The organism is Thalassospira sp. MCCC 1A03138, assembly GCF_002115785.1.
Lineage (GTDB): Bacteria > Pseudomonadota > Alphaproteobacteria > Rhodospirillales > Thalassospiraceae > Thalassospira.
On the sequence record NZ_JFJY01000004.1, the window covers coordinates 26,362 to 52,390 of the forward strand.

25 protein-coding genes are annotated in these 26,029 nt (G+C 54.4%); 9 read left to right on the forward strand and 16 right to left on the reverse strand.

The annotated features are described in order from the left end of the window. Positions 1-168: 168 nt before the first annotated feature. Complete coding sequence (locus TH468_RS09875) at positions 169-333, reverse strand: YdcH family protein (protein ID WP_007091085.1); 165 nt, start codon at positions 331-333, stop codon at positions 169-171. A gap of 115 nt (positions 334-448) precedes the next feature. On the opposite strand from TH468_RS09875, the gene TH468_RS09880 reads away from it, so the two are divergent. Then, positions 449-1,066, forward strand: coding sequence for a UbiX family flavin prenyltransferase (locus TH468_RS09880; protein ID WP_085643708.1), 618 nt, complete (start codon positions 449-451; stop codon positions 1,064-1,066). A 16-nt stretch (positions 1,067-1,082) separates the two neighbouring features. Here TH468_RS09880 and TH468_RS09885 read toward each other — a convergent pair whose 3' ends face one another. Together TH468_RS09885 and TH468_RS09890 are read right to left on the reverse strand one after the other, a co-directional pair. Further along, on the reverse strand, positions 1,083-1,556 hold the full coding sequence (locus TH468_RS09885) for a TIGR02444 family protein (RefSeq protein ID WP_085643709.1): 474 nt from the start codon (positions 1,554-1,556) through the stop codon (positions 1,083-1,085). Positions 1,557-1,602: 46 nt separating this feature from the next. After that, positions 1,603-2,709 (reverse strand): ATP-dependent 6-phosphofructokinase, encoded by a 1,107-nt coding sequence (locus TH468_RS09890; RefSeq protein WP_071239518.1) that lies wholly within the window; start codon positions 2,707-2,709, stop codon positions 1,603-1,605. Positions 2,710-2,828: 119 nt separating this feature from the next. On the opposite strand from TH468_RS09890, the gene TH468_RS09895 reads away from it, so the two are divergent. Then, entirely contained in the window at positions 2,829-3,035 is a 207-nt protein-coding gene (locus TH468_RS09895; protein WP_007091089.1) for a YdcH family protein, read from the forward strand. 74 nt (positions 3,036-3,109) lie between these two features. On the opposite strand, the gene TH468_RS09900 is transcribed toward TH468_RS09895, so the two are convergent. Beyond that, complete coding sequence (locus tag TH468_RS09900) at positions 3,110-3,952, reverse strand: diguanylate cyclase domain-containing protein (protein WP_085643711.1); 843 nt, start codon at positions 3,950-3,952, stop codon at positions 3,110-3,112. 264 nt (positions 3,953-4,216) lie between these two features. Between TH468_RS09900 and purE the strand changes: the two genes are divergently transcribed. From purE to TH468_RS09920, 3 genes are all read left to right on the forward strand, one after another. After that, positions 4,217-4,717, forward strand: coding sequence for a 5-(carboxyamino)imidazole ribonucleotide mutase (gene purE / locus TH468_RS09910; RefSeq protein WP_085643715.1), 501 nt, complete (start codon positions 4,217-4,219; stop codon positions 4,715-4,717). 98 nt (positions 4,718-4,815) lie between these two features. Then, on the forward strand, positions 4,816-5,910 hold the full coding sequence (locus TH468_RS09915; RefSeq protein ID WP_085643717.1) for a 5-(carboxyamino)imidazole ribonucleotide synthase: 1,095 nt from the start codon (positions 4,816-4,818) through the stop codon (positions 5,908-5,910). Positions 5,911-6,074: 164 nt separating this feature from the next. After that, positions 6,075-6,722, forward strand: a complete 648-nt coding sequence (locus tag TH468_RS09920; protein ID WP_085643719.1) for a thermonuclease family protein — start codon at positions 6,075-6,077, stop codon at positions 6,720-6,722. Positions 6,723-6,820: 98 nt separating this feature from the next. Here TH468_RS09920 and TH468_RS09925 read toward each other — a convergent pair whose 3' ends face one another. Genes TH468_RS09925 through TH468_RS09940 form a run of 4 tightly spaced genes read right to left on the reverse strand, consistent with a single transcriptional unit; the run spans position 6,821 to position 9,849 of the window. Next, positions 6,821-7,516, reverse strand: coding sequence for a COQ9 family protein (locus TH468_RS09925; protein WP_085643721.1), 696 nt, complete (start codon positions 7,514-7,516; stop codon positions 6,821-6,823). Position 7,517: 1 nt separating this feature from the next. Beyond that, positions 7,518-8,120 carry a peptide deformylase gene (def, locus tag TH468_RS09930; protein WP_085643723.1) on the reverse strand — a complete coding sequence of 201 codons (603 nt, stop codon included), beginning with the start codon at positions 8,118-8,120 and terminating at the stop codon, positions 7,518-7,520. Positions 8,121-8,177: 57 nt separating this feature from the next. Beyond that, on the reverse strand, positions 8,178-9,410 hold the full coding sequence (locus TH468_RS09935) for an HlyD family secretion protein (RefSeq protein ID WP_085643725.1): 1,233 nt from the start codon (positions 9,408-9,410) through the stop codon (positions 8,178-8,180). Further along, on the reverse strand, positions 9,403-9,849 hold the full coding sequence (locus tag TH468_RS09940) for a hypothetical protein (protein ID WP_085643727.1): 447 nt from the start codon (positions 9,847-9,849) through the stop codon (positions 9,403-9,405). The genes TH468_RS09935 and TH468_RS09940 overlap by 8 nt, the downstream gene beginning before the upstream one ends. A 368-nt stretch (positions 9,850-10,217) precedes the next feature. Between TH468_RS09940 and rpsU the strand changes: the two genes are divergently transcribed. Together rpsU and TH468_RS09950 are read left to right on the forward strand one after the other, a co-directional pair. Further along, a complete protein-coding gene (gene rpsU, locus TH468_RS09945; protein WP_007091098.1) occupies positions 10,218-10,421 on the forward strand; it encodes a 30S ribosomal protein S21 in 204 nt (67 codons plus the stop codon). Positions 10,422-10,696: 275 nt separating this feature from the next. Beyond that, complete coding sequence (locus TH468_RS09950; RefSeq protein ID WP_085643729.1) at positions 10,697-12,178, forward strand: Na+/H+ antiporter family protein; 1,482 nt, start codon at positions 10,697-10,699, stop codon at positions 12,176-12,178. 63 nt (positions 12,179-12,241) lie between these two features. On the opposite strand, the gene TH468_RS09955 is transcribed toward TH468_RS09950, so the two are convergent. The 6 genes from TH468_RS09955 to TH468_RS09980 all read right to left on the reverse strand — a co-directional run bounded on the left by TH468_RS09955 (position 12,242) and on the right by TH468_RS09980 (position 19,828). Then, positions 12,242-12,829, reverse strand: a complete 588-nt coding sequence (locus tag TH468_RS09955; protein WP_062953403.1) for a hypothetical protein — start codon at positions 12,827-12,829, stop codon at positions 12,242-12,244. A 114-nt stretch (positions 12,830-12,943) separates the two neighbouring features. After that, positions 12,944-14,341 carry an NAD(P)(+) transhydrogenase (Re/Si-specific) subunit beta gene (locus TH468_RS09960; protein ID WP_062958330.1) on the reverse strand — a complete coding sequence of 466 codons (1,398 nt, stop codon included), beginning with the start codon at positions 14,339-14,341 and terminating at the stop codon, positions 12,944-12,946. 12 nt (positions 14,342-14,353) lie between these two features. Beyond that, positions 14,354-14,797: an NAD(P) transhydrogenase subunit alpha gene (locus TH468_RS09965; protein WP_062953401.1), complete on the reverse strand. Its 444-nt coding sequence runs from the start codon at positions 14,795-14,797 to the stop codon at positions 14,354-14,356. Further along, positions 14,790-15,950 carry a Re/Si-specific NAD(P)(+) transhydrogenase subunit alpha gene (locus TH468_RS09970; protein WP_062958332.1) on the reverse strand — a complete coding sequence of 387 codons (1,161 nt, stop codon included), beginning with the start codon at positions 15,948-15,950 and terminating at the stop codon, positions 14,790-14,792. The genes TH468_RS09965 and TH468_RS09970 overlap by 8 nt, the downstream gene beginning before the upstream one ends. A 721-nt stretch (positions 15,951-16,671) precedes the next feature. Further along, positions 16,672-18,051: an AarF/ABC1/UbiB kinase family protein gene (locus TH468_RS09975; protein WP_085643731.1), complete on the reverse strand. Its 1,380-nt coding sequence runs from the start codon at positions 18,049-18,051 to the stop codon at positions 16,672-16,674. 1 nt (position 18,052) lies between these two features. Beyond that, complete coding sequence (locus TH468_RS09980; RefSeq protein ID WP_085643733.1) at positions 18,053-19,828, reverse strand: M3 family oligoendopeptidase; 1,776 nt, start codon at positions 19,826-19,828, stop codon at positions 18,053-18,055. 435 nt (positions 19,829-20,263) lie between these two features. Between TH468_RS09980 and TH468_RS09990 the strand changes: the two genes are divergently transcribed. Both TH468_RS09990 and TH468_RS09995 read left to right on the forward strand, forming a co-directional pair. Further along, positions 20,264-22,084, forward strand: a complete 1,821-nt coding sequence (locus TH468_RS09990) for a long-chain fatty acid--CoA ligase (protein ID WP_085643737.1) — start codon at positions 20,264-20,266, stop codon at positions 22,082-22,084. Between the two features lie 9 nt (positions 22,085-22,093). Continuing rightward, a complete protein-coding gene (locus TH468_RS09995) occupies positions 22,094-22,516 on the forward strand; it encodes an ATP-binding protein (protein ID WP_007091109.1) in 423 nt (140 codons plus the stop codon). Between the two features lie 5 nt (positions 22,517-22,521). On the opposite strand, the gene TH468_RS10000 is transcribed toward TH468_RS09995, so the two are convergent. Together TH468_RS10000 and clpB are read right to left on the reverse strand one after the other, a co-directional pair. Next, the gene (locus tag TH468_RS10000) at positions 22,522-23,325 is read right to left on the reverse strand and encodes a DUF4197 domain-containing protein (RefSeq protein WP_233421783.1); all 804 of its coding nucleotides are present in this window, start codon (positions 23,323-23,325) and stop codon (positions 22,522-22,524) included. Positions 23,326-23,437: 112 nt separating this feature from the next. Continuing rightward, complete coding sequence (gene clpB, locus TH468_RS10005) at positions 23,438-26,029, reverse strand: ATP-dependent chaperone ClpB (protein ID WP_085643739.1); 2,592 nt, start codon at positions 26,027-26,029, stop codon at positions 23,438-23,440.

Below are 26,029 nucleotides of genomic sequence, written 5' to 3' on the forward strand. Positions count from 1 at the left end.
TCGGGACGCCAAAAGGTGCTTACAAGAATGCCGCCTCTCGTTGTGGGCGACAATCGGAGGCGGCAAAAAATGAAGGAACTGATCCTGTCGTCAGGAGATGCATTTTTCAGGCAATCGGCGCAGCCTTACCATCACGCTGTGCGGATTTTGCCAGCATCCTCTTGACGGCTAATGGGTTATTCGACTTATCTCGTCCTTGATTTCGAGCTTGCGGCGTTTAATGTCTGCGACACGGGAATTGTCTGGCGCCGGGCGGCGCTGCTCGTAGTGGAGTTCCTGCTCAAGTGCAGCATGTTTGGCAGTGAGAGCTTCGACATGGGATTGAACACTCATTCGCCTACTCCTCAGTTCTGACTTTGCCCACACAAAGATGGTAGTAATTCTGTAATATGATTTCCAGTCTTTCGACGACGCAATCGTTCAAATAGTGACCCGGATAACACACAAAATGTCTCAAAAGGATCGACTTATCATTGGCATAACCGGCGCGTCCGGGGTGATTTACGGCATCCGTTTTTTACAGCTGCTGAAAAATTCGCCAATCGAAACCCACCTGATTCTTTCAAAGGCAGCCGAGCGCACAATCGCTTATGAAACCGATTTTAAAATCCGCGATATCAAAGAGTTGGCAGATGTTGTCCATGACAATGCGGATATCGGTGCCTCAATCGCATCCGGTTCTTTTCGCGCACGCGGCATGGTCATCGCCCCCTGCTCGATGAAGTCCCTGGCCGAGGTCGCAAGCGGAGTCGCAGACAACCTGATCGCACGCGCCGCCGATGTGATGCTCAAGGAACGCCGCCGACTGGTTTTGATGGCACGTGAAACGCCGTTGCATGCCGGCCATATCCGCAATATGGCATTGGCGACTGAAAACGGTGCGATCATTGCCCCGCCGGTGCCCGCCTTCTATGCGCGTCCGCAATCGCTTGATGAAATGGTCACACAAAGCTGCGGCCGGATCCTTGATCTGTTTGATATTGATCTGCCGGAAACGGCCCGCTGGGGTGATCCGGATGCCCAAAACCACATTCCGGTCACCGGCAAACCGCGCAAAATGGATTAATATCCGCTGCCTGCGCCTACGTACCTTGATTTAACATCATAAGACCGCACAGCCGATCCAGCGTTGCATCGCATTCTGACTGGCTCAGTTTGAAACGTGTCGGCGATAGATAAGCCCTTGCCGGCGCCATCGGATCACCGGCCGGGATGGTTTCAACCACCTTGCACAGCAGTTCCTGTTCGATCCGTTCGGCTGCAAGCTCGTCATTCTTGACCTTGCCACGCAGTTTTTGCGCACTGTCCCAATCGGCATTGCGCAAAAAGCGACGGGTATTGCGCAACGGTACAATCACTTGTTCACGCCAGTCCCGCACCGCATTTTCAAGGGCGGATATGCTATGCGGTGCCTGCCCCTTCTGGCCAAGATAGAACATGAACAGCAACATGTTCACATCCAGATCACAACGTTCCTGCAATTCCAGACAAAGCGGCGCGACACCGTCCCGTCCATACATCTCGACCGTAAAGGCCCAGACTTCCTCTGCGTTCATATCCAACCTGTGCGTTTTTCGTTTTTATAAGCGTGCGGTCTTTTGATCAGACCGTCTTTGCCGTCCGCGCTGTTTTTGGCGGATGCCCCAGATAGGCACCAAGCCCTTTTGCGGTCGATACCATGGTTCCATTGGTATCAACAAGTCGCGGACCGACAATCACATCGGCCATCGCAACATCGATCACCTTGCGCTTTGACCAGGCGACGACACGGTCAAAACTTTTCTGCGCAATCAGGTCCACCGCATGCACCCCGAAGGCCGATGCAATCACCCGGTCGCGCGGCGATGGAATCCCGCCGCGCTGCACATGGCCCAGCACGGTCACACGGGTTTCCCAGCCGGTTCGTGCGCCCAACTCATCGGCCAGCCAATGACCGATCCCGCCATAACGTATTTTCTGGCCATCATCACCTTGCGTTACCGCCGCACCGTCATCACGCTTGACCGCCTCGGCAACGATCACCAGCGCATGATTGCGTCCACGCTTGCGAATGTTCAGGCAATGCTCGGTCAGGGCATCCAGATCGTAATCCATTTCCGGGATCAGGATCGCATCCGCCCCACCGGCAACCCCGGCAAAAAGGGCAATATGCCCGGCATCGCGCCCCATGACTTCCAGGATCATGATACGGTCATGCGACGCGGCTGTCGGCTGCAACCGATCCAATGCCTCGACCGCAACATTGACCGCCGTGGTAAAGCCGACCGAATATTCCGTCAGTGCCAGATCATTATCGATGGTTTTGGGAATCCCCACCAGATTGATGCCACCCATTTCGGCCAACCGATGCAGGATCGCCATACTGCCATCCCCGCCAACCCCGATCAGGGCATCAAGGCCAAGCTTGCGATACCCGGCAATCACTTCGGCCGAACGGTCGGCAAAACTGCCATCGGGCATCGGATAATGGAACGGATCCCCCTTATTCACGGTGCCAAGAATCGTACCGCCAAGGCGCAACATTCCGTCATTATTGACGTAGTCGTTCAGATCAATCGCCTGCGGCGGGTCCTGCATCAAACCGTGTGTTCCCTGCCGGATGCCAACCACGTCCCAGCCATAACCAAGTACCGCACGGCGCACAACCGCCAAAATAACCGCATTCAGGCCCGCGCAATCGCCGCCACTGGTCAGAATTCCGATCCGCATCCGTATCCTCCGTCCTGTCCGATCTTATTCACTAGTCACATTACAAATCATATGGGTTGCCAACCCGAATTCTGATAGTATTACAGGCTCTTCGCGTCGCTAACCAAGCTGGATCAAAAATGGACGAAATCAATCAGATCGCGGTTGAAAAAAGACTGCTGTTTCTGCGCGAGGAACATCGTGATCTCGATATCGCAATCGAACAATTGGCCCACGGGGCCCATCACGATCAGTTGCGTCTGGGGCGCATGAAAAAGCGCAAACTCGCGCTTAAGGACGAGATTCTGTATCTCGAGTCGCAGCTCGTACCCGATATTATTGCCTGATAAACAATCCGGCTTTTCCGGCCCAATAACCATTTCGGAAAATACGAAAGGCACGGCAGGACGCCGTTCTCGCCTCAAAGGCCGCTTGGAATACGTTGTAATTGCGCTGATTTCATTTCTTTTTCAGCACGCAGTGCATAATCGACAGATACCAGCGCTTCTTCGGCGGTTTCCCCCGATTTGACGTGATAAATGCCAAATGCCAGAACGATGGTGATGTATTTTCCGTTCCAGAAATAGGGATGCTTTTTCAGCCGACGCGTAATCGCGTCTGCCCGCTGCCAGGCATCCTGTTCATCCATGTTGTAAAGCAGCGCAATGAAATCGTTGCACCCAAGATAACCGACCTGATGGGGCGGCATGATGAACTCGGTAATAGTGCGATACAAAAAGGTAAACACACCTTCCTTGCAGCCATGCCCGTGACGCTGCAATATATCGTCAAGATTGGCTATCTCGCACAGCAAAAGTGCGCGCATCGTCCGATCCGACCCAACCAGCACCATTTCATTTTCAACGATCTGCATGAAACTGTTGCGGCTGAGCGCGCCGGTAAACGGATCACGTCCCTCTGCGCGGGCCAGTTCCACCTGATGACGCTGCAATTCGCTAAGGTTTTCAGAAAGTCCGTTCACACGCAGCATCAAACGCGAAATCGCCCGCTCCACCGCGGGGGTAACCTGTTCATCCGGTATGCCCAGCACATCGGCTATGTCATGAATATCGGGCGTCACCGCCGGTTCGGCGATCAGGATATCGCGATTGATGATGTCAACCTTGTGCTGATCGGCGTCGGAAGCACCCTTCTTGCGCACCTGCTTGCCATAGGTGTACGCAGCATAAGGATTGGATGGATACCGTCTATCGCCCGCCCCCATGGAAGATGGGGTTGCGGAACCGGGTCTCGTGACTTTCATGTCTGCCCTCTCTTGTGCTACCTGCACAGAGATAAAAATTAAGATGAATAACTATAAACCCAAAATACTTATAATTCACTTAAATTATCAACTGTAAGCAAGGATAACATCCCTACCCTTATAGCTACCTGCACGCAATATTGCGTGCCATGCAAAATGATGTCCGGAATGGCGTCGTGTCGGGCCATTGGCGGGCTTGCATGATCACCCTTCCTGCCTATAATGCGGGCCTTCTGATAACGCCCGAAAAACGGAGCCGCCAGCATGAGCGATCAACGCCCGGTCATCGGCATTATCATGGGCAGCCAGTCCGACTGGGAAACCATGAAAAATGCAGCAGATGTCCTCGATGCGCTGCAAGTCCCCTACGAAACCAAAATCGTATCGGCCCATCGCACCCCGGATCGCCTGTATGACTATGCCAAATCCGCAAAGTCGCGCGGCCTTAAGGTGATTATCGCCGGTGCAGGCGGTGCCGCCCACCTGCCGGGTATGGCCGCGGCCATGACCCCGCTTCCGGTTCTGGGTGTTCCGGTGCAAAGCCGCACGCTTAAAGGCCTTGATAGCCTTCTGTCGATCGTTCAGATGCCGGGTGGCGTTCCGGTTGGTACCCTTGCCATTGGCTCCGCAGGGGCGAAAAATGCCGGCCTGATGGCCGCCGGGATCATGGCACTGATGGATGATGCGCTGGCCGGGCGTCTTGATGACTGGCGCGAACAGCAGACTGACGCGGTCGCCGAAGAACCGGTTGATCCCGCACTGTAACGCATCAGGCGCGCCCGAACGGGCGCGTTTTTCTTTGGCATCATTCAGGCCAATGATGCCCGCCCCAACCGGGGAATGTGAAGGAATTCGAGGAATAAATGACGCAGGATTTCGCGACACGCATCATCGCACCGGGCAGCACGATTGGCATCATGGGTAATGGCCAGCTTGGCCGCATGGCTGCCCTTTGTGCCGCCGAACTCGGCTATAAGGTCCATGTTTTCGGCCCCGGAACCGACAGCCCGACCGAACAGGTCTGCGCCAAGGCCACGGTTGCTGATTACACCGATCTCAATGCGCTTCGTGCCTTTGCCGCCGATGTTGATGTCGTGACGTTTGAATTTGAAAACGTGCCCCATGACAGCGTGAAACTGCTATCCGAACTGGTGCCTGTCCGTCCGGGCTGGAAATGCCTGCATCTGTCGCAGAACCGCCTGCGCGAAAAGACCTTCTGCAATGAAAACGGCATCGGCACGGCACCTTTTGCCGCCGTCCGTTCGCTTGCCGATCTTGAGGCCGCCGTTGCCAAACTTGGCCGCCCCGCCGTGCTTAAAACCACCGAAATGGGGTATGACGGCAAGGGGCAGGTCAAAATCACCGATGAAACCAGCCTTGCCGACGCATGGGCGGAAATGAACGGTGCCGAGGCCATCCTTGAAGGCTTCATTTCGTTCGAACGCGAAATCTCGGTCATTGTCGCACGCGGGGTCAAGGGGGACACCGCCTGCTTCTGCCCGGTTGAAAATGTGCATACCAATCACATTCTTGATGTCACCATCGCCCCGGCGAAAATTCCCGCCGATCTTGCCCAAAAGGCCGAAGACATCGCCACCCGTCTGGTCGAGGCGATGGAATTTGTCGGGCTTTTGGCCGTCGAAATGTTTGTGACCGCCGATGGCGACGTTCTGGTCAACGAAGTCGCCCCGCGTCCGCACAATTCCGGCCACTGGACGATTGATGCCTGTGTCACCAGCCAGTTTGAACAGTTCATCCGTGCTGTTTGCGGATTGCCACTGGGCAATCCGGCTCACCATTCAAATGCCCGGATGAAGAACCTTCTGGGCCATGATATTGATGACTGGCAGGCAATTTTGGCCGAGCCGGATGCAAAACTGCACCTTTATGGCAAGGCCGAAGCCAAAGTCGGTCGCAAGATGGGTCACGTCACCTGGGTCCTGCCCAAAAAGGACTGATATCCATCCGAATGCAATTTATGCCAATGCCCCGAACCATGCTGGTTTCGGGGCATTTTTCATTGGATCACAGACACTTCGCCCGACAGGCAGTTTCTTCCTGCCAAACTGGCATTGCGCTTGCTGATATCCCGGCAGGAAATACTTTTCGGGTAACAGGCGTGATGAAAAAACTTCTTCTCATCCTTGCAGTCATAATCGGCTTTGCATCAGCCACCGGCACAAATAACGCCGCCCACGCCGCACCGGGGGCCGCGGGCTTTCCGGATGTGTTGCAGGGCGACCAGCTTCGGTTTGGCAATATGATTGTCGAACTGTTTGGCATCCGCGCCCCGCGACCGGGCATGATCTGCCGGGCGGGCAGTGTCGAGTTTCAATGCGGAGCCGCCGCCGCACAGGCGCTTGACCGCATCATTGAAAATTATGCTGTCGCCTGCCAGCAGGTTTCGGATTCCCAGCTGTTCCCAATGCTGACCGAATGCCGCATGGGGCAGACCGATATCAACCGTTTGCTGCTGCGTGCCGGCTGGGCGATTGTCGACATGAACAGTTGCGATGGCAATCCCAACTGCCTGACCTATTTGGCCGATCAGGCCCATGCCAAGGAAAACCGCAAAGGCATGTGGATGGGTGACTTGCCCTATGAACTGGTTGCATTGGCCGCCAAACCAAAGCCGATTGATATCGACAACGCCAATGGCGAAACGGAAGTCGCCAACAACAACGGTGCACCGTTCAGCATCAATCTTGCCGCCGAAATGGAACAGGCGAACAAGCCCGATGAAACGCTACTAAGCTTCCTGATGCGCTAGGCGCAATCGCGCCAGCTTCGTCAAGAACTCCTCCCCAACGCAAAACGCCGCCCGATGCAGGGCGGCGTTTTGTCTTTGAAATATAAATCTGTATCGGGCTATGCCCCGAACTGGCGACGAACACGCCCCGGGGTTGGCATGCATTTGGCCAGCTTCGCACCAAGCTTGAACGGGGTTGCGGCGAATTTCCCGGCCTTTTTGACCGCTCCGGTGATTTTCGGGATCTGCATGACATTGCCGATCCGGCGATCCAGAAAGGCCCAGCTGTCCGCATGGCCTTCGGATTTGTCATCCAGCCAGTAGGCAAGGGTTGAACCATAAACCCCCGCCAGCAACATCCGTTTGGTGTACCAATTGTGATCTGTCGATGTATCACCGGCCGCAATCCACATCTTGTCGACTGTACCATGCGTCAACTTAAGGCTAAGCGGTACGTTTTGCGGCAGGGTTAGATAGGAAAGGGCGGCGCGCACCGTATCCTTTTCGTGCTCCACCAGCGACAGACGGGTTTTGACCGCAGTCGCGATCCGTTCACGGATTTTCATCGATGGCAGATCAAGCTTGTCGAGTTCCTCGACCATTTTGCAATCCGTCATCTCGACATAGGTAATGATGGCCTGACGAATGCCGCCGGGCAAAAGACGATCCACCTCGCCCGGTGCAAGTTCAAGGTCCTCGGCACCGCTGCGAAGGGCGGCCATGCTCCAGCCGTCAAACGGGATATGTTGAAGTGCCGCCGCAACCAGCGCCTCGCGCTGCGTACGCAGGCGGTTCATGCTTTCGGAAACGGTCATTTCAGGCCTCCTTGCTTTCGTCATTGGCACCATCATCGGAACTTTCACCTGATGATGCCCCCTGTCTGAGGGGCGTCTCGGGCGGGTTTTCACGCAACTCGTCGGCAAAGCCCAGCAACGCCATGTCTTCCATACGTTCGGGATACATGACCCCGATCAGATGGTCATATTCATGCTGAACAACGCGCGCATGGAAACCGCCGGCAATGCGTTCAACGTCCTTGCCATATTCATCTAACCCACGGTAACGGATTTTGTTCCAGCGCGGCACCACGCCCTGCAACCCGGGAATGGACAGACATCCTTCCCAGCCATCAACGATTTCATCGCCAATCGCCTCTATTTCCGGATTGATCAGCACGCTTAACGGCACTTCCGCATCGTCGGCATCATCGCTTTTGCGAAAGGCCGGGACATAAAAAACCATGATCGCCTTGGACTGAAACACCTGTGGCGCCGCAAGGCCAACGCCCCCGGCATCCTTCATGGTGTCCTTCATATCCGCGATCAAACGCTGGATTTCTGGATCAAGCGGGTTTTCGACCCGGTCCGCGACCCTGCGCAGAACCGGGTGGCCCATCCGGGCAATTTTAAGGATCGACATGGCTCTATATCCAACCAAAACACCCTGACTGTAAAGCCCCTACGCATGATCCGCCGCCTAATGAGCCGACAAAACCAGCGTCTGTAGCGGCCAGAGCAGCGCCTGAATACGCAACAGCAAGGCATGCACGATCCCGACCGTCTGCACCATATGCAGGAACAACCATTCGCCCGTACCGATTTCCGGGTTTTCAAGCTGATCATGGGTATTGGTATAGGCATTGGCAACGCACTGGCTGCCCCTTGGCACATCCTTGATCTGCTCAGGATAAAGCGGGATCATTTTGGCAAGGAACGTACCCGGTACGGCCCGTTCCGAGATATCTAGCAATCTGTCTGTCGGGCGGAACTGACCGGCAGCAATCACCGGTTGCACGCTGGTTACTAACATCGGGATGACTTCAAACGGCAGCGACGCACACGACATTTCCGCAAGAACCCCGGCTTTGACAACCTGGGCGGAAACCTGCTGAAAACCGGCTTGGAATATGACCTCCTCGGGTTCGGCTGGTATAAGGATACCGGCCGGGCGTAACAACGGATTGACGATATCACCGATCTGCAATGCAAATTGCTGTATCACGCCATCGACGCCGGCCCGGACAACGGTTTTGCCAAGGGCAACCTCGGCCGAACGAAGCGACGCTTCCGCGCTGGCAAGCTGGGCAGGCAGAAGCGTTTCCATTCTGGTTTCCACGGCATTGACATTGGCCTTGGCCGCATTAACCGATCCCTGTCGTGTGGTTAAGGCCACTTCAAGCCGTTCGACCTCCCGCCGGGAAACCGCATTGGTACCGCGTGACAAAAGATCAGCCTTGACCGCCAATTCCTCGCGCACCTGCTCATAGGCCCCTTGCGCCTCTTCAAGATTGCCGTTCGCCACCGCAAGATCAGCCTGCGTTACCGCCATCTGTGCACGGATTTCCTGCACCTGCTGCCGGGCGATTTCGACCGCTTCGGTTTCTGTCCGGTCATCAAGGCGGAATAACGGTTCGCCCGATTTTACCTGATCATCGTTATCGACATAAATCTCGACCACCCGGCCATTTTTCTCCGGCAAGATGGTCAGGGTCCGATAGAACGACGCAACGTTCTGGCTTGATGGGTGGTAATAAAAGATCAGCGTAATCAGCGAAATTGTCAGGATCGCACAGCCGACAATCCCGTATCGCAGCTCATACCAGACCGAAAACAGGGTGATTTCCTTGCCGATACGTTTGCCCTGCGCATATCGGCGGATCAAGTAATCAGGCAGGATCGTAAAAATGGAACATAGCATAAGTTCAAACATCTTTACGGCCCTCCTGCACATTCATATCGGCGGAGATCGTCGTGGCATCACCATCGGTGACCGGTTTTGGCCCGGTGGAGTCGCTCATTACCCCCTTTTCCCGTGCCATGGCCTTCACGGCATCGGCAATCGCATTAATCGGGGTGTGAAAATCGGGAACCTGAACCACGGCAATCACCAAAGCCGCCAGCCAAAACAGGTTGTTATGGGTAAACAGCGCCAGAAGCGTCAGGATACTGATAAGCTGGATCTGGGTGTGATTGGCATGATGGGCCAACCGTTCAGGCAGGGCATGCAGGCTCAGATAAAGCGCCCCCAACCCAAACACCCCCAGAACGACAGACCAGACAACAATCGTGAACAGCACATCCGACTGTCCGGGCCCGGTAATGAAGAACGGCGCATGTGCAATTGCCGTCTCCCGCAATGAGCTTTCCATGTCCAAATATCCCACCGTTATGAGGGCTCTCCGTGGATGCAAACCTACGCCACCGGCGGCATACCCAAACTCACCCCCAGCGATAAGCCCAATTTTGTCAAAGCATTATATCAACTTTTTAGTTTTTTTACGCCCACACAATTCGCGCTTAACGCAACATAACAACACCGTCATCAGAAAATGCGGGTTTTGCCTTGGCGTTTTGCGCCTTTGGCTCAACAAACGCCAAAGGCGAATATCTCCTTCCCTCTTTTCTTTTGCACCGCTTTACACTATATAAAGCCCACGGTCATACAGGCCGTGTAACCAACCGGAAGGCATGATGCTCTTCCGGGTGTTTTTGTTTTTTTGAAAGGAGCGTGGTTTCCGTGCAGGTAATCGTTCGCGACAACAATGTCGATCAGGCTCTGAAAGCGCTTAAGAAAAAGATGCAGCGCGAGGGCATTTTTCGTGAGATGAAACTCCGCCGCCACTTTGAAAAGCCGTCGGAGAAGAAAGCTCGCGAAGGGGCGGAAGCAGTCCGCCGTTCCCGCAAGCTGGAGCGTAAGCGCATCGAGCGCGAAGGCTTCTAGTCTTTTTCACTTTCGGGGTTCCTCGAACGTGACTGTACGATCGGTTTTGGCTTGCTAAAACCGGACCCGTGCGCCAAGCCCGCCTCGGAGCAATCCGGGCGGGTTTGGTTTTTTATACCCCCCCTTTTTCCAAATCTCTCCCCGGATCGCATAGCTGTCATTCCTGCTAAGTTTTTTGTCTTGGCATTGGATTGTTTTAAACAATTACCCGGCAGGTCTTCACCCGCCATGCGCAAACACTTTTGCGCCACCACCAACCAGTCAATCGGGGAGACATGACTGTGAACACACAAACCGATACCGGCAACGCCCCCGCCGGATCCGATTTCAATGGATATTACCGACTGACCCGCGTCCTGCCAGCCATCGCCGTGATGGTTGCGATCTATGGCATTGCCGCACTGGTCGATTACCATATCAATGCTGTCTTGCTGACCATCATCGTCATGATTGCGCTGTGTCTTTTGCGCGTGCCCGTACCTATCGCATTGATTTCCGCCGCCTTGCTTGGCGCATTACACGCCGGGATGGATACAACCACCGCCATCGGCGCGCTTAATGACAACCTTCTGGTCGGTGCCCAGGTCGGCATGACCTATGTGATGATCGGCGCCTTTGCGGTTGCGATTGCGCGTTCGGGCATTCTTGATCTGTTTGCCCAAAAGATCGCCGCGCGTGTCGGAAGCGATGCACAAAGCACGTCAAAGGGCCTTAAATGGTTCCTGTTTGCGATCTTCATTTTCTGCTCGTTGATTTCGCAGAATCTGGTGCCGGTTCACATCGCCTTTATCCCGGTGATGATCCCGCCGCTTCTGGCGGTCTTCAACCGTCTGCGGATTGATCGTCGTGCCGTTGCCTGTATCCTCGCCTGTTCGATCAGTTTTTCCTATCTGCTTCTGCCGACTGGCTTTGGGGCGATTTACCTCAATGAAATCCTGATGGCCAATGTCAACGAAGTTGGCGCGGCCTACGATCTTTCCATGACGGCCGATATGGCGCCCAAGGCCATGTTCCTGCCTGTTATGGGGATTGTTGCCGGGATGCTGGTTGCGGTTTTCATCACCTATCGCAAACCGCGCGATTATGTGACCGACCCGTCTGCCGAGCGCCATATCAATCCAGCGAAGCCCGTGTCGATCAATCCGCTTCAACTGCTGGCAACCGTTGCGGCCCTTGCCGTTGCGCTGATCTGCCAGTTGCAGTTTGACAGCCTTCTGGTCGGCGCGATGATCGGCTTTGTCATTCTGGCCACGGCGGGTATTTTCCGCTGGCGGGCACAGGATGATGTCTTCACCGAAGGCATGCGGATGATGGCCCAGATTGCCGTGATCATCACCATCGCGTCGGGCTTTGCCGGGGTGCTTGATGCCACCGGCGAAATCGCCCCGCTGGTGCAGGCAAGTGCCGAACTGATCGGCGATAACAAGGCACTTGGCGCGCTGATCATGCTTCTGGTCGGCCTGTTCATCACAATCGGCTTTGGCGACAGCTTCGCCAGCGTGCCAATCCTGGCTCCGATCTATATCCCACTCGCACTGGCCCTTGGCTTCTCACCCATGGCGACCATCGCACTTCTGGGGGCGTCCGCTGCCCTTGGCGATGCCGGCTCGCCCGCATCAACCATCACGTTGGGCGCAACATCGGGCCTTAATGCCGACGGCCAGCACGACCATGTGAAGGATTCCGTGATCCCGACCTTCATTCACGCCAATTTCGGCATGGTTCTGTTTGCTTGGGTGGCAGCGATGATCCTTTGATCAAATCGGCACAATAAAGCCGGGACCAAACAACAAACCCGTCCGATATTCGTCGGACGGGTTTTATTTCGACCCGAACAGCCAGTTAAACAGACCATCGACAGCGCCGTTGCTGGTCGCATCCGACTGTGCGGCGTCTTCGCGTACCAAAAGCCCGAACTGGCTTTTATAGACCGTATAGGTATTGGCTACCTCGATGTCGGTGAAAGTCGAACTGCCATATTCGGCATCAATCAGAAAATTCCAATCCGCCACCAGCTTGCCAATATCGATCCCCTTGGTCGCGCCAAGGTCATAGGCCATATGCGGACGGGTGTTCTGATCTTCGATGTCCTGATATCGACCTTCCAACCGCACCAGCTTGTAACGGGAATCCACACCAAGAATATTGGCCCATGGCTTGATCTTCACAAATTCCGCATCAATCCGCCATTGGTCACCATAAATCACGTATTTGCCGGGAATATCGTTGCCCGGTAATGTCAGATAAGCGTTGTATTCCTGATCCCCGACTTCCTCGAACGTAATCCGCGCCACCGGCTCCTCGGCTGTCAGCCGGAAATAGGTGATGAAAATCCCCGAAACCGATGCCACCACCGCCAGCGACAACAGCACAATCGTAAAAACGGATACTTTCAGAAGTCGGAACACTCAGCCCTCGAGATATGATTTCTGAATAAAAGATCACGAAAATTCGTATTTCGTTTCACATAGAAAAAGGGCGACCAAATGGCCGCCCTTCTCGTATTCGAACAACAAGCCAAATCAGCTATCCAGATGCATAACAATCTCTTCGCACATCTTTTTGGCATCACCGAACAGCATCATCGTATTGTCCTTGAAGAACAACTCGTTCTCGATACCGGCATAACCGGCCGACATCGAACGCTTGATGAACAGAACGGTTTTGGCTTTTTCGACCTCGAGGATCGGCATGCCGAAGATCGGCGATGACGGGTCGGTTTTGGCTGCCGGGTTGGTGATGTCGTTGGCACCAATCACAAAGGCCACATCCGCCGTGCCGAAATCACGGTTGATTTCTTCCATTTCAAGCACGTCGTCATAAGGCACACTTGCCTCTGCCAGAAGGACGTTCATGTGCCCCGGCATACGCCCTGCCACTGGATGGATAGCATAGCGGACATTAACGCCTTCGGCTTTAAGGATATCAGCCATTTCGCGCAACGCGTGCTGAGCCTGTGCCACCGCCATGCCGTAGCCCGGCACGATGATCACATTTGATGCGTTCTTCATGATAAAGGCCGCATCATCGCTGGAGCCGGATTTGACAGCCCGATCACCGGTATCAACGCCGCCTGCTGCGGCACCGGCTTCCGCGCCAAAGCCGCCAAAGATAACGTTGAAGATCGAGCGGTTCATGCCCTTGCACATGATGTAGGACAGGATCGCACCCGAAGCACCCACCAGTGCACCGGTAATGATCAGGGCGTTGTTCTGAAGCGTAAAGCCGATGCCGCAAGCCGCCCACCCCGAATAGGAGTTCAGCATCGAAACAACGACCGGCATATCCGCCCCGCCAATCGGAATGATCAGCGTCACACCAAGAACAAGAGCAAGAATAACCAGAATCCAGAATGCGGTGTGGCTTTCAGTCGCAACAAGGATGACACCAAACACCACAATGCCAATTCCGATGGCAAGGTTAAGCATATGCTGCCCGGTAAAGCGTACCGGCGTACCCGATACAATCCCCTGCAACTTGCCAAAGGCAACAAGCGAGCCAGTGAAGGTAATGGCACCAATGGCAACGCCAAGGCCCATTTCAATCAGGCTGGCAGCACCGATATTGCCTGCAGTACCAAGACCATAGGCACCCGGCGAATAAAGCGCCGCCCCCGCCACAAACACAGCCGCCAGACCGACCAGCGAATGGAAGGCAGCAACAAGTTGCGGCAGTGCCGTCATCTTGATCTTGAGCGCAATGACCGTACCGATGGCCCCACCGACCAGGATGCCGACAATGATGGTTGTATAGGACACGACTTCGGGTGATGCCAGGGTGGTCAGAATGGCAATCGCCATCCCCACCATGCCAAGGATATTCCCGTTACGTGCCGTTTCCGGTGAAGACAGACCGCGCAGCGACAGAATGAAGCAGACGGACGCCACCAGATACAGGAAAGCCGATAGGTTTTCCGACATTGTGTGTTCCCCCTACTTCTTTTTCTTGAACATGTGCAGCATGCGCTGTGCCACGATGAAACCGCCAAAGATGTTGACCGACGCCAGCACCACGGCGAGGAAGCCCATCGCCTTGGACAGGTTCATCTCGATCGGGCCTGCCGCCAGAAGCGCGCCGACAATGATCACCGATGAAATGGCATTGGTCACCGCCATCAGCGGCGAATGAAGGGCCGGGGTTACTTTCCACACGACGTAATAGCCGACAAAGCAGGCCAGAACGAAAACCGTCAGGCCAAGCACCGTCGGGCTGACACCGCTTGTATGGACAACTGTGGTCGCCGAACTCGCCATGTCGCCCGCCTGATTGGCAAGACTATCGGCAAGTTTTGCGGCCTTTTCGGCCAGACCAAGGGCCGCATCGCGCAGCTCGTTGGCGTTCTGGGCGGCATTTTGGGTTACGGATTGATCAGCCATTTGCGACCTCCTCACCACCGAATTTCGGATGAACAACCTTGCCATCACGGGTCAGCATGGTTTCGGCAATAATCTGGTCTTCGGCATTGAAGGCCAGCGCGCCTTTTTCCTTGTCGACCGACAGCGTGATGAAATTCAGAAGGTTCTTGGCATACATCGCCGTTGCATCGGTTGCGACGGAACTGGTGATGTTTTCCGGACCGATGATTTTCACACCATTGGCCGTGACAACCGTTTCACCAAGTTTCGCACCCGCGACGTTGCCACCGCGTTCGGCAGCAAGATCGATGATGACCGAACCGGGCTTCATGCCCGCGACCATATCGGCGGTAACGATTTCCGGTGCCGGACGGCCCGGGATCAATGCGGTCGTGATGACGATGTCGGTTTTTGCCAGAACTTCCTTAAGCTTGGCCGCCTGTTTGGCCTTGTATTCGTCCGACATTTCCTTGGCGTAACCGCCTGCGGTTTCGCCGTCGGCTGCGTCGTCTTCAACCTCGATAAAGGTTCCGCCAAGCGACTGAACCTGTTCCTTCACCGCCGGGCGCACGTCGAATGCGGAAACCACCGCACCAAGGCGTTTGGCAGTCGCAATCGCCTGAAGACCGGCGACACCGGCCCCGACAACAACGATACGTGCAGGCGGCAATGTCCCGGCTGCGGTCATCATCATCGGATAAATCCGCCCGAATTCATGGGCAGCATCCAGAACGGCACGATACCCGGCCAGGTTGGATTGCGACGACAGAACGTCCATTGATTGCGCACGCGAAATACGCGGCATCAGTTCCATGGCAAAGGACGAAACCCCTGCCGCAGCCATTTTTTCAATCAGGTCCTTGCGATCATATGGATCAAGCAAGGCGATGACGGCAGCCCCTTTTTTATAGGCGGCAAGCTCGTCGGTTTTTCCATCAACAACCGGTGGGCGCACCTTCAGGATGACATCGGCATCCTTGACGGTGGTTTTCATCGTCTTGGCAATGGTCGCACCGGCGTCGGCAAAGCGATCATCCGGTATGGCGGCGTCAGTTCCGGCACCAGCCTCGATTGCAACGTCAAACCCCAGACCGATCAGTTTCTTGACGGTATCTGGCGTAACGGCAACGCGCTTTTCCCCGGGCCATATTTCCTTTGGAACGGCCAGTTTCATCGCGTTCAACCTCCTTCCCTATCATTATGAATAAGCACGGCATTTTTGTTTTTATAAAACGCGGTCCGCGTCCGGTGCCTGCGCATCAGACTGGCCACGATTACCCTTGCCCGGCAAGAAAAAAGGCGGTTCTTCCGCTTTAACAGAAGAAACCGCCCACTTTCCCACCACGCATTCCGAGGCAAAAAGCCTTGGCGACAAGTCAGGTCCCACCCGTCATTGGTGCTCAGGACAAACAATCAATGACGCCCTGCCTTGTCTGCGTTGAATGCAAGATGCGATTTCTTCCGGCCTGCGACAACATCAAAACCCTATAAAAAATCACTTTAACTTAATTTAAGTTTAAATTATCTCAAAACACATATGAGCGGATTTTCGCACATATTATTTCCTCCCTGTAACAGGTCCTTATCCCGAACAGGTAGAATCAATCCCTTGATTTATGGAAGTTTCCCCTATTTCACGCCATCGCGGTAAGTGAATATTATTTGAAAAACACACCCATAGGTTTCCTATCAAACCCATCACAACGCAAGAAAAGAAAGGAAAAAGTTTTCAACACCCGGGGTCGTTCAAGTCGGGAAATTTCGGATTAAATAGCAGAAAAAGGATCATGCAAAACCGTATTGTTCCGAAATAGCCGATCAATTCGCAAATCGGCCCAACCGATTCTTTCGATCCGGAACGTCAAAAATAAAAATCACAAAACAGGGAAATCGGATCAGTTTTCTGGACGATCCAGCCCGACTTTGGAAAGGGCAGCGTCCTGATTGCGGGTCAATATGTCCGCATCAAAGTTTCCGACCAGATCGTTGAATATCTGATACCAATTCAGATGCGCATCAAGGCGCAGGAACACCGCACCAAGCCCAACGGCCGCACGATCCACCAGAACAAATTCACGCGGCGGCTTGACCCCACCGACGCGGCGCAACTCACGGTGCACCCTACCCGCGACCTCGGCCCCATAGGCCACCGAATTGGTTTCATCCATCCGGCGTTCGCGATCATCAAGGATCGGGCCATAGACAAAACCAGCCCAGATATTAAGAACATCAATCAGTTCTCGTGACGGGTTATCGAATCCCCAGCTTTGATAGGCATGAACCGCTTTTTCCTCGTCCTTATCCCGCAATGCTTCATAAAGCGTGATGACGGCATTGACGAAAGCAGGCGGGAAAATACGGATACAGCCGAAATCAAGCAGATTGACCGACAGATCGTCGCGCAGCGAATAGTTCCCCAGATGCGGATCGCCATGAATCACACCATAACGATAAAATGGTACATACCAGGCGCGAAACATGTTCAGCGCCACCTGATTGCGTGCTTCCTGCGACGGATCACTATCAAGGAATTTCTGGAATTTCTGCCCGGTCTGCCACGTCATGGTCAGAAGCCGCTTGGTCGTAAGGTCCAACACGGGTTCGGGCACATGCACGCAATCCTCATCGGCCAGCATATGGCGATACAGCAGCATGTTGCGGGCTTCGCGTTCGTAATCGAGTTCTTCACGCAGGCGCGCAGTCAGTTCCAGCTGAATGTTTTCTGCATCAATTGCACTGTCATACCGGCGATAGATCGCAAAGGCGGCGCGAAGCTGTTTAAGGTCGGCCTCCACCGTTGCAGACATATCGGGATATTGCAGCTTGCAGGCCACAGTTCGACCATCATCAAGTGTGGCACGATGAACCTGCCCAAGCGATGCGGCGGCCACCGCATCACGGCTGAAATCGCCAAATCTTTCCTGCCATCCCGCCCCCAGTTCGGTGCGCATCCGGCGTTTGACAAACAGCCACCCCATACTTGGCGCATCGGCCTGAAGCGTTGCCAGCGCCTGGGTATATTCCTTTGGCAAGGCATCGGGAATTGTCGACAGTATCTGCGCGACCTTCATGAGCGGGCCCTTAAGCCCGCCCAATGCAGAAGTCAGTTCGGCGGCATATTTCGCGTGATCGATATCGCCGCCGAACATTTTCCCCGTGGCAAGGCGTGCAGCCAGCTTCCCAGCTGACGCCCCCACCTTTGCATAACGACGAACCCTCCCGCCGAACCGATTGCTCTCGTTTTGGGCGGTATAATCATCGTCGTCATTGCTCATCTCAGGAAAGTTCCTCCAACTCGTCGATCATGCGTTTGATCATGTTAAGGCCGCGCTGCCAGAATGCTGGATCGGAGGCATCCAGACCGAACGGCGCCAATAGTTCCTGATGGCGTTTGGTGCCACCGGCTTTCAGCATTTCGAAATATTTCTGCTGGAAACCGTCTTCGGCATTTTCATAAACGTCATACAGCGAATTCACGAGGCAATCGCCAAACGCATAGGCGTAAACATAAAACGGCGAATGGATGAAATGCGGGATATAGGACCAGTAATATTTGTACTCGTCCTCGTAGCGGATCGCATCACCCAGACTTTCATGTTGTACGGCAAGCCAGATCTCGCAGATCTCATCGACCGTCAACTCACCTTCGCGGCGCTTGGTATGGACGCGTTTTTCAAATTCAAAGAACGCGATCTGACGCACGACGGTGTTGAGCATATCCTCGACCTTGCCTGCCAGCATGATGCGTTTCATCTTCGGATCGGTTTCCGCACGCAGCATCGACTGGAAGGTAAGCATTTCACCGAAAACAGACGCGGTTTCCGCAAGTGTCAGCGGTGTATCAGACAGGAAATAGCCTTGATCGCCGGCAAGAACCTGATGAACCCCGTGGCCAAGCTCATGCGCCAGCGTCATCACATCACGTGTTTTGCCGTGATAGTTCAGCAGTAAGTACGGATGAGCCGACGGTACGGTCGGATGGGCAAAAGCGCCTGATGATTTACCGGCACGCGGCGGCACATCAATCCACGGATTATCAAAGAATTGCTGACCAACCTCGGCAAGCTCGGGCGAAAATTCACCATATGCCTTAAGCACGGTTTTGCGTGCGGTATCCCAATCGATATGGCGATCATCATCATCGGGAAGCGGTGCATTACGATCCCAGTAATCAAGCTGATCAACGCCAAACCATTTGGCTTTCAGGCGGTAATAACGATGCGACAGATCGGCATGGCTGCTGGCGACCGCGGAATTGAGCGCTTCGACCACATCGTCTTCGACCTGGTTTGACAGATTGCGCGCCGACACGGGGGTTGCGAATTTACGCAGCCGGTCGTCAATTTCCTTGTCCTTGGCCAGCGTATTGGTGATATGGGCCAGAAGCTTGATGTTTTTGCCCAGGACATCGCCAATCGATTTTGCCGCGGCCTTGCGTTCCGCGACCTTGGTCGAAGACAGCATATTGGCGACATCCGACATGGTCAGTTCTTCGCCATTCATCGGGAAACGCAAATCGGCCATCGTCTGATCGAACAATCGCACCCATGCACTTGAACCGGCAACGCGGCGTTCATGCAGGACTTGTTCGACCTCGTCCGAAAGTTGATGCGGACGGAAAGCACGGTTTTCATCAAGCCACGGGCGATAACGGCGAAGGGCGGCACTTTCGTCATACTTGGCCGAAAGGATGTCTTCTTCGATGCGGTTGATTTCAAGACCGAAAAACAGCGAAAGGCAGGAAATGGTGGTCATTTCTTCCTGGACAGACTGATAAAACTGCCCAATAGCGGCATCCGAACTATCGCCCGCATAAAGCAGCTGCGCAAATGATCCGATCCGGCCACAGACTTCGCTGACGGCTTCGTATTCGGCAATCGCGGCGGCAAGTTCATTCCCCGAAAGACCGGCAAGCTTGCCCTGATAGTTTTTCTGGAAGGCGTCCGAGCGGGCTTTCGCATCATCAAGATCACGCCGGATGGCCGGGTCTTTGGGATCGTTATAGAGATCGGTCAGATCCCAGGTCGGCAAATTCTTGTCGGTCGCGTTCATTTGTCCTCCAGACAGTCGATTATGCCATCAGGCCTTTTGCATTCAGGCCCGAAACATCCATGCCCCGATATATGCTGGCCGGGGGGCCTGCGCCAGTGCCGATCAAAGCTTTGTCTGCGCGCGCACACCAAACGGGGCGAATTTCAGTACCGACAATAGCGTTTTGAACCCGGCTTGTGAAATCGCTAACATCGATGAAACCCAACGAATTTTTCCTACGGTGTGAAGTCGCACGCATTTGAATGGTTCAAAGATCATTTTCCGGCTGCGTAACGCCGCAATCCCTGATAACAAAAGCAATGTGGCCCCGTGCATCTGTGATGGAAGCGCCGAACTTTTGATAGTTTGCGATCACAATGCGGTGACAGACGTAAACAGTGACGCCAAGATCACTGTATGAAGGTAAGAGAAACGACAACAAGGCAAGGAAGCGTCATGACGAATTTGCAGGATTATGCCGATTGGCAGAACTTGCCGTCGATGTTTTTCAAACAGGCTGAAAAATACGGGGATTCACCATTCTTATGGACCAAGGATGGTGAGACGGGCGATTTTGTCCCGACCAGTTGGAATGACGCCGCCGATCAGGTACGTGCATTGGCGCGTTCGCTTTACAAAATTGGCGTTCGCCCCGGTGATCGGGTTTTGCTGGTGTCGGAAAACCGCACCGAATGGGGTATTGCCGATCTGGCGATCATGTGTGTAGGCGCGCTTACCGTTCCCGCCTATACCACCAATACCGAACGCGATCATCTGCACGCGATCGAAGACAGCGGTGCAGGCATTGCCATCATATCGACCAAAAAACTCGCCCAGCCGTTCCTGCATGCGGCCCTTGATAGCGGGCGCTGTCGGCATGCCATCATGATGGAAGACTGGGGTCAAAGCTTTGTTGGCGACATTACCATCACCCGATGGGAAGATATGATTTCGCAGGGGCGCGGACTAACCGATGATATCGATGCATGGGTTGCCAATATTGAACGCGATCAGCTTGCCTGCCTGATTTACACATCGGGTACTGGCGGTGCTCCCAAGGGCGTGATGCTCAGCCACGGGGCGATCCTGTCAAACTGCATGGGGGCGTTTGATATCATCGAAACCCTCGGGATCAAAGAAGAGATCTTCCTGTCCTTCCTGCCGCTGTCGCATTCGTATGAACATACGGCGGGCCTTTATTTCCCGATGAGCATCGGCGCGCAGATCTATTACGCCGAAAGCCTTGATCGGCTTGCGGCAAACCTTGCCGAAGTTCGTCCGACCATCATGACCGCGGTGCCGCGCCTTTATGAAATGCTCTATCAGCGCATGAGCCGCATGGTCGAAAAAGAAGGCGGCTTTAAACAGAAGCTGTTTAACCTGACGCTCAAACTCGGCCGCAAGACCTACGAAAAAGAACCGCTCAGCCTGATTGAAAAAATCCAGAATTTCGTTTGCGAGATTCTGCTACGCCGTAAACTGCGCCAGCGTTTCGGCGGCCGGATCAAGGCCATGGTATCGGGCGGAGGTCCTCTGAACTATGAACTGGGTGTTCTGTTTGTTTCGTGTGGCATTCGTATCCTTCAGGGATATGGCCAAACCGAATTTGCCCCGGTCGTGTCATGCAACCGTGCTGAAAACAACAAACTGCGTTCGGTTGGCCCGCCGATGGTCGGAGCCGAAGCAAAAATTGCCGATGACGGTGAAATCCTGCTGCGCGGCGAAAGCATGATGAAGGGTTACTGGAACCTGCCCGAAGTCACTGCAGCCACCATCATAGATGGCTGGCTGCATACCGGTGATATCGGCAAGTTTGACGAGGAAGGCAGCCTTGTCATCACGGACCGCAAAAAGGATATCATCGTCAATTCCGGGGGCGACAATATCTCTCCCCAACGGATCGAGGGTCTTCTTACGCTGGAAACCGAAATTTCCCAGGCGATGGTTTACGGCGACGACAAACCTTATCTGGTTGCTGTCCTGTGGCCGGACGAAGATTTCCTGCGCGAATTCGCCAAGGAAAACCGGATCGAGGACAATATTGATCTCCTTGGCGAGAACGAGGAATTCCGCAAGAAAATCCGCACCGCGGTTGATCATGTTAATCGCCGTCTTTCGACGATTGAAAAGGTCAGAAGCTTTACCTTCGCCGAAAGCCCGTTCTCGATTGATAACGAGATGCTGACGCCATCAATGAAAATCCGTCGCCACAAGATCAAGGCGGCCTATGGTCAGGCTCTTGATGCTCTGTATCAGCGCAAGCGTGGCGGGCAGTAACAGAAACCAATGGCAAATCATTTGGCGGACAAACCGATATTAACCCTGATCCGGGGCCTTCCCGGGTCAGGCAAATCAACCCTTGCCGCCGCGATTTGCCAGATAACCGATGCAGTCCATCTCGAAGCCGATCAGTTCATGATCGACCGCAACGGCAATTACCGGTTTGATAGCCGCAAACTGCGTGACGTTCATGCACGCTGTGAAGCCGAATGCGACGGGCATCTATCAGCCGGGCAAAGCGTCGTTGTTTCCAACACATTTAGTGAAATCTGGGAAATGCAGGCCTATCTCGACATGGCAGAACGCCACCATGCCGCATTGCAGATCATCGAATGCCATGGACGATTTGGCAATATCCATGGCGTCCCCGATGATAAAATCAACGCCATGCGCAAACGCTGGCAACAGCTTCCTGAACGTTATAGCTAAGCCGTTCAGTTCACGGTCGAAAAGACCTTTTTCAACACATCCGTTGTCCAGCGCGCCGGGTCGTTGCGGATATCGGCTTCCTGTTTTGCGATGTAATAAAACAGGCCATCCATCGCCTTGTCGGTGGCATGATCGGAAAGTGATGCCTTGATATCGGGCACCATCGGCAATGTGTCGTACTGCCCCATCATCTGATCATAAAGCTGCAACGCGCCGGTTTCGGCCAATGCTTCGCCAATTACCGGCCGCAATCTGCTTTCGATATCCCCGCCCGATACACGGCGCAGATATTTCGTCGCGGCATCTTCCGGCCCATCAAGAATACCCTTGGCATCTTCAAGAGTCATGCGGCTGACAGCATCGGCGAGAATATCGCCGGCATCCCGCATGGTCTGTTCGGCTGCACGGTTCATTCGCAATTCAATTTCCTCGCCATAACTGCCAAGCCCGGCAGCACTTAGCAGGGATTGCGCATGCTTGACGCTATCAGGCAGCGGAATATGCGCCACCGGATCAGCATTGAAGCCATCCGTCACGCCAAGATCGGTGGTGACAACCTCAACCCCCTTATCAAGCGCCTGACGCAGGGCATCGGAGACCGTTTCATCGGATAACCCCGCCATCGACGCAGAACTGCTGCCCGATCCGCTGCCAGTCGTGTTCCCTGTCACGCTGCCAAGTGCTTCCTTGGCCTTGTCAAAAAACGATTGCGCAGAAGCATCGACCGATAGTCCGGCCATCAGGGCCAGAAACGACGCAGACACAATCAATCGAGTAAAGGTCTTGGGTTTTGGTGGCAGTGATCGCATGGATGTCCCCTTGGATTTGGTATTTTCATCATCCTGCAGGCAGATCATGGCCTTGAAAAGACAAAACCCCGATCCGGGACCGGGGTTTTGCAAGATTTCAAATCTGCGATGATCAGTCGACCAGTTCGACCTTCTTGCCGTTCAGAAGCAACTGACCGCCTTCGGCAGAAACCGGAATGGTATCGCCATCCTTGATCCCACCTTCAAGGATTTGCATCGCAAGCGGGTTTTGCAGATAGCGTTGAACGACACGTTTAAGCGGACGCGCACCATAGACCGGGTCATATCCCTTATCGGCCAGCCAGCTTTTGGCAAACTCGTCGAGTTGCAGGGTGATCTTGCGATCAAACAGCAGCTTTTCAAGACGCCCCAACTGGATATCGACAATCGTATCCATCTGGGCACGTTTCAGGCGATGGAACAGAAGGACTTCATCCAGACGGTTCAGGAATTCCGGGCGGAACGACGCTCGCACAACTTCCATCACCTGACTACGCAATTCGCTGCTATCATGACCTTCTTCCTGATTGGCCAGAATGTCGGCCCCCAGGTTCGACGTCAGGATGATCAACGTATTGCGGAAGTCGACCGTGCGTCCCTGCCCATCGGTCAAACGACCTTCGTCAAGGACCTGCAACAGAACGTTGAACACATCGGGGTGGGCCTTTTCAACCTCGTCAAACAGAACCACCTGATAGGGGCGACGCCGCACCGCCTCTGTCAGTGAACCGCCTTCCTCGTACCCGACATAGCCCGGAGGCGCACCGATCAAACGCGCGACCGCATGTTTTTCCATGAATTCCGACATATCAATGCGAACCATGGCCTGTTCATCATCAAATAGGAACTGCGCAAGCGCCTTGGTCAATTCGGTTTTACCAACACCGGTCGGGCCAAGGAACAGGAACGATCCCATCGGCCGGTTCGGGTCCTGCAACCCGGCACGTGCACGCCGTACTGCATTTGAGATCGACCGAACGGCTTCATCCTGACCGACGACGCGTTTGCGCAGGATGTCTTCCATCCCCAGCAGCTTTTCACGTTCGCCTTCCAGCATCTTGTCGACCGGAATCCCCGTCCAGCGCGACACGACCGAAGCAATGTGCTTTTCAGTCACTGCTTCTTCTTTCATGCCGTCGGCCTGATCGTCTTCGGCCTTTTCAAGCAACCGTTCCAGTGCAGGGATTTCTTCATATTGAAGCTGTCCCGCACGGTCGAGCCGCCCGTCACGCATCGCACGTTCAAGTTCGCCGCGTGCCTGATCAAGCTGCTCCTTAATATGGGTCGATGCCGCCAGTTCCTTTTTTTGGGCTTCCCATTTCGCGGTCAGTTCCGCCGATTTTCCTTCAAGCTCGGCCAGTTCCTTGTCAAGACGACCCAGACGATCTTTCGATGCCCGGTCTTCCTCTTTCTTAAGGGCTTCGCGCTCGATCTTCAGCTGAATGATGCGGCGATCAAGTTCATCGATTTCTTCGGGCTTGGAATCAAGTTCCATCCGAAGACGCGAAGCCGACTCATCCATAAGGTCAATTGCCTTGTCAGGCAGGAAGCGGTCCGTGATGTATCGGTTTGAAAGGGTTGCCGCCGCAACCAGCGCATTGTCGGCAATACGCACACCGTGATGGAGTTCGTATTTTTCCTTGATGCCACGCAGGATCGAAACCGTGTCGGAAACGCTTGGTTCGGAGACAAACACCGGTTGGAAACGACGGGCAAGTGCCGCGTCCTTTTCAATATGCTGGCGATATTCGTCCAGGGTTGTCGCCCCAACGCAATGAAGTTCGCCGCGCGCCAGTGCCGGTTTCAAAAGGTTGGAGGCATCCATCGATCCCTCGGCCTTTCCGGCCCCGACCAGCGTGTGCAATTCATCAATGAACAGAACAATCTGCCCTGCTTCAGCCTCGATCTCAGACATCACCGCTTTCAGACGTTCCTCGAACTCACCACGGAACTTCGCACCAGCAATCAGCGCGCCAAGATCAAGCGACAGAAGTTTCTTGTCCTTGAGCGTTTCGGGCACGTCACCCTTGACGATGCGCAATGCCAGACCTTCGGCAATGGCGGTTTTACCCACGCCGGGCTCGCCGATCAGAACCGGGTTGTTTTTTGTCCGGCGCGACAGAACCTGAATCGCACGCCGAATTTCTTCGTCACGGCCGATCACAGGGTCAAGCTTGCCCTCACGTGCCGCCGCCGTCAGATCACGCGCGTATTTCTTAAGCGCATCATACTGGCTTTCCGCACCGGCACTATCAGCCGTACGGCCCTTACGGATATCGTTGATCGCCCCGTTAAGGGCCTGTGCGGTAACACCGGCATCGGCCAGAACCTTGCCAGCCACCGATTTTGGATCAAGCGCAATAGTCAAAAGCAACCGTTCGGCTGTGACATAGCTGTCACCGGCTTTCTTGGCGACTTCCTGTGCCTGATCAATCAGGCGGGCAAACTCGGATGATAGATAAATCTGGCCATTGCCGCCCGAAACCTTGGGCAGTTTTGCCAGTTCCTGCGCACAACGATCCTGTGCGGTTTTGGGCTTTCCGCCCGCTGCCTTGATAAGATTTGCCGCCAGACCTTCTTCGTCGTCAAGCAGCACTTTCAGAAGGTGGATCGGCACAAATTGCTGATGGTTTTCACGCAGCGCCAATGATTGCGCCGCCTGAAGAAAGCCTTTGGACCGGTCCGTAAATTTTTCTAATTCCAT

What these genes read in the sequence shown, in the direction of transcription:
- TH468_RS09925 (WP_085643721.1), bottom strand. Translation starts at nt 7,516, where the DNA reads ATGACCGTTTCCGAAAGCATGAACCGCCTGCGTACGCAGCGCGAGGCG.
- TH468_RS09935 (WP_085643725.1), bottom strand. Translation starts at nt 9,410, where the DNA reads ATGTTTGAACTTATGCTATGTTCCATTTTTACGATCCTGCCTGATTAC.
- TH468_RS09875 (WP_007091085.1), bottom strand. Translation starts at nt 333, where the DNA reads ATGAGTGTTCAATCCCATGTCGAAGCTCTCACTGCCAAACATGCTGCA.
- TH468_RS09885 (WP_085643709.1), bottom strand. Translation starts at nt 1,556, where the DNA reads ATGAACGCAGAGGAAGTCTGGGCCTTTACGGTCGAGATGTATGGACGG.
- TH468_RS09915 (WP_085643717.1), top strand. Translation starts at nt 4,816, where the DNA reads ATGACGCAGGATTTCGCGACACGCATCATCGCACCGGGCAGCACGATT.
- TH468_RS09920 (WP_085643719.1), top strand. Translation starts at nt 6,075, where the DNA reads ATGAAAAAACTTCTTCTCATCCTTGCAGTCATAATCGGCTTTGCATCA.
- TH468_RS10000 (WP_233421783.1), bottom strand. Translation starts at nt 23,325, where the DNA reads ATGCGATCACTGCCACCAAAACCCAAGACCTTTACTCGATTGATTGTG.
- TH468_RS09950 (WP_085643729.1), top strand. Translation starts at nt 10,697, where the DNA reads ATGACTGTGAACACACAAACCGATACCGGCAACGCCCCCGCCGGATCC.
- purE (WP_085643715.1), top strand. Translation starts at nt 4,217, where the DNA reads ATGAGCGATCAACGCCCGGTCATCGGCATTATCATGGGCAGCCAGTCC.
- TH468_RS09995 (WP_007091109.1), top strand. Translation starts at nt 22,094, where the DNA reads ATGGCAAATCATTTGGCGGACAAACCGATATTAACCCTGATCCGGGGC.
- TH468_RS09980 (WP_085643733.1), bottom strand. Translation starts at nt 19,828, where the DNA reads ATGAACGCGACCGACAAGAATTTGCCGACCTGGGATCTGACCGATCTC.
- TH468_RS09880 (WP_085643708.1), top strand. Translation starts at nt 449, where the DNA reads ATGTCTCAAAAGGATCGACTTATCATTGGCATAACCGGCGCGTCCGGG.
- TH468_RS09970 (WP_062958332.1), bottom strand. Translation starts at nt 15,950, where the DNA reads ATGAAACTGGCCGTTCCAAAGGAAATATGGCCCGGGGAAAAGCGCGTT.
- TH468_RS09990 (WP_085643737.1), top strand. Translation starts at nt 20,264, where the DNA reads ATGACGAATTTGCAGGATTATGCCGATTGGCAGAACTTGCCGTCGATG.
- TH468_RS09965 (WP_062953401.1), bottom strand. Translation starts at nt 14,797, where the DNA reads ATGGCTGATCAATCCGTAACCCAAAATGCCGCCCAGAACGCCAACGAG.
- TH468_RS09895 (WP_007091089.1), top strand. Translation starts at nt 2,829, where the DNA reads ATGGACGAAATCAATCAGATCGCGGTTGAAAAAAGACTGCTGTTTCTG.
- TH468_RS09960 (WP_062958330.1), bottom strand. Translation starts at nt 14,341, where the DNA reads ATGTCGGAAAACCTATCGGCTTTCCTGTATCTGGTGGCGTCCGTCTGC.
- TH468_RS09940 (WP_085643727.1), bottom strand. Translation starts at nt 9,849, where the DNA reads ATGGAAAGCTCATTGCGGGAGACGGCAATTGCACATGCGCCGTTCTTC.
- def (WP_085643723.1), bottom strand. Translation starts at nt 8,120, where the DNA reads ATGTCGATCCTTAAAATTGCCCGGATGGGCCACCCGGTTCTGCGCAGG.
- TH468_RS09900 (WP_085643711.1), bottom strand. Translation starts at nt 3,952, where the DNA reads ATGAAAGTCACGAGACCCGGTTCCGCAACCCCATCTTCCATGGGGGCG.
- TH468_RS09975 (WP_085643731.1), bottom strand. Translation starts at nt 18,051, where the DNA reads ATGAGCAATGACGACGATGATTATACCGCCCAAAACGAGAGCAATCGG.
- TH468_RS09890 (WP_071239518.1), bottom strand. Translation starts at nt 2,709, where the DNA reads ATGCGGATCGGAATTCTGACCAGTGGCGGCGATTGCGCGGGCCTGAAT.
- clpB (WP_085643739.1), bottom strand. Translation starts at nt 26,029, where the DNA reads ATGGAATTAGAAAAATTTACGGACCGGTCCAAAGGCTTTCTTCAGGCG.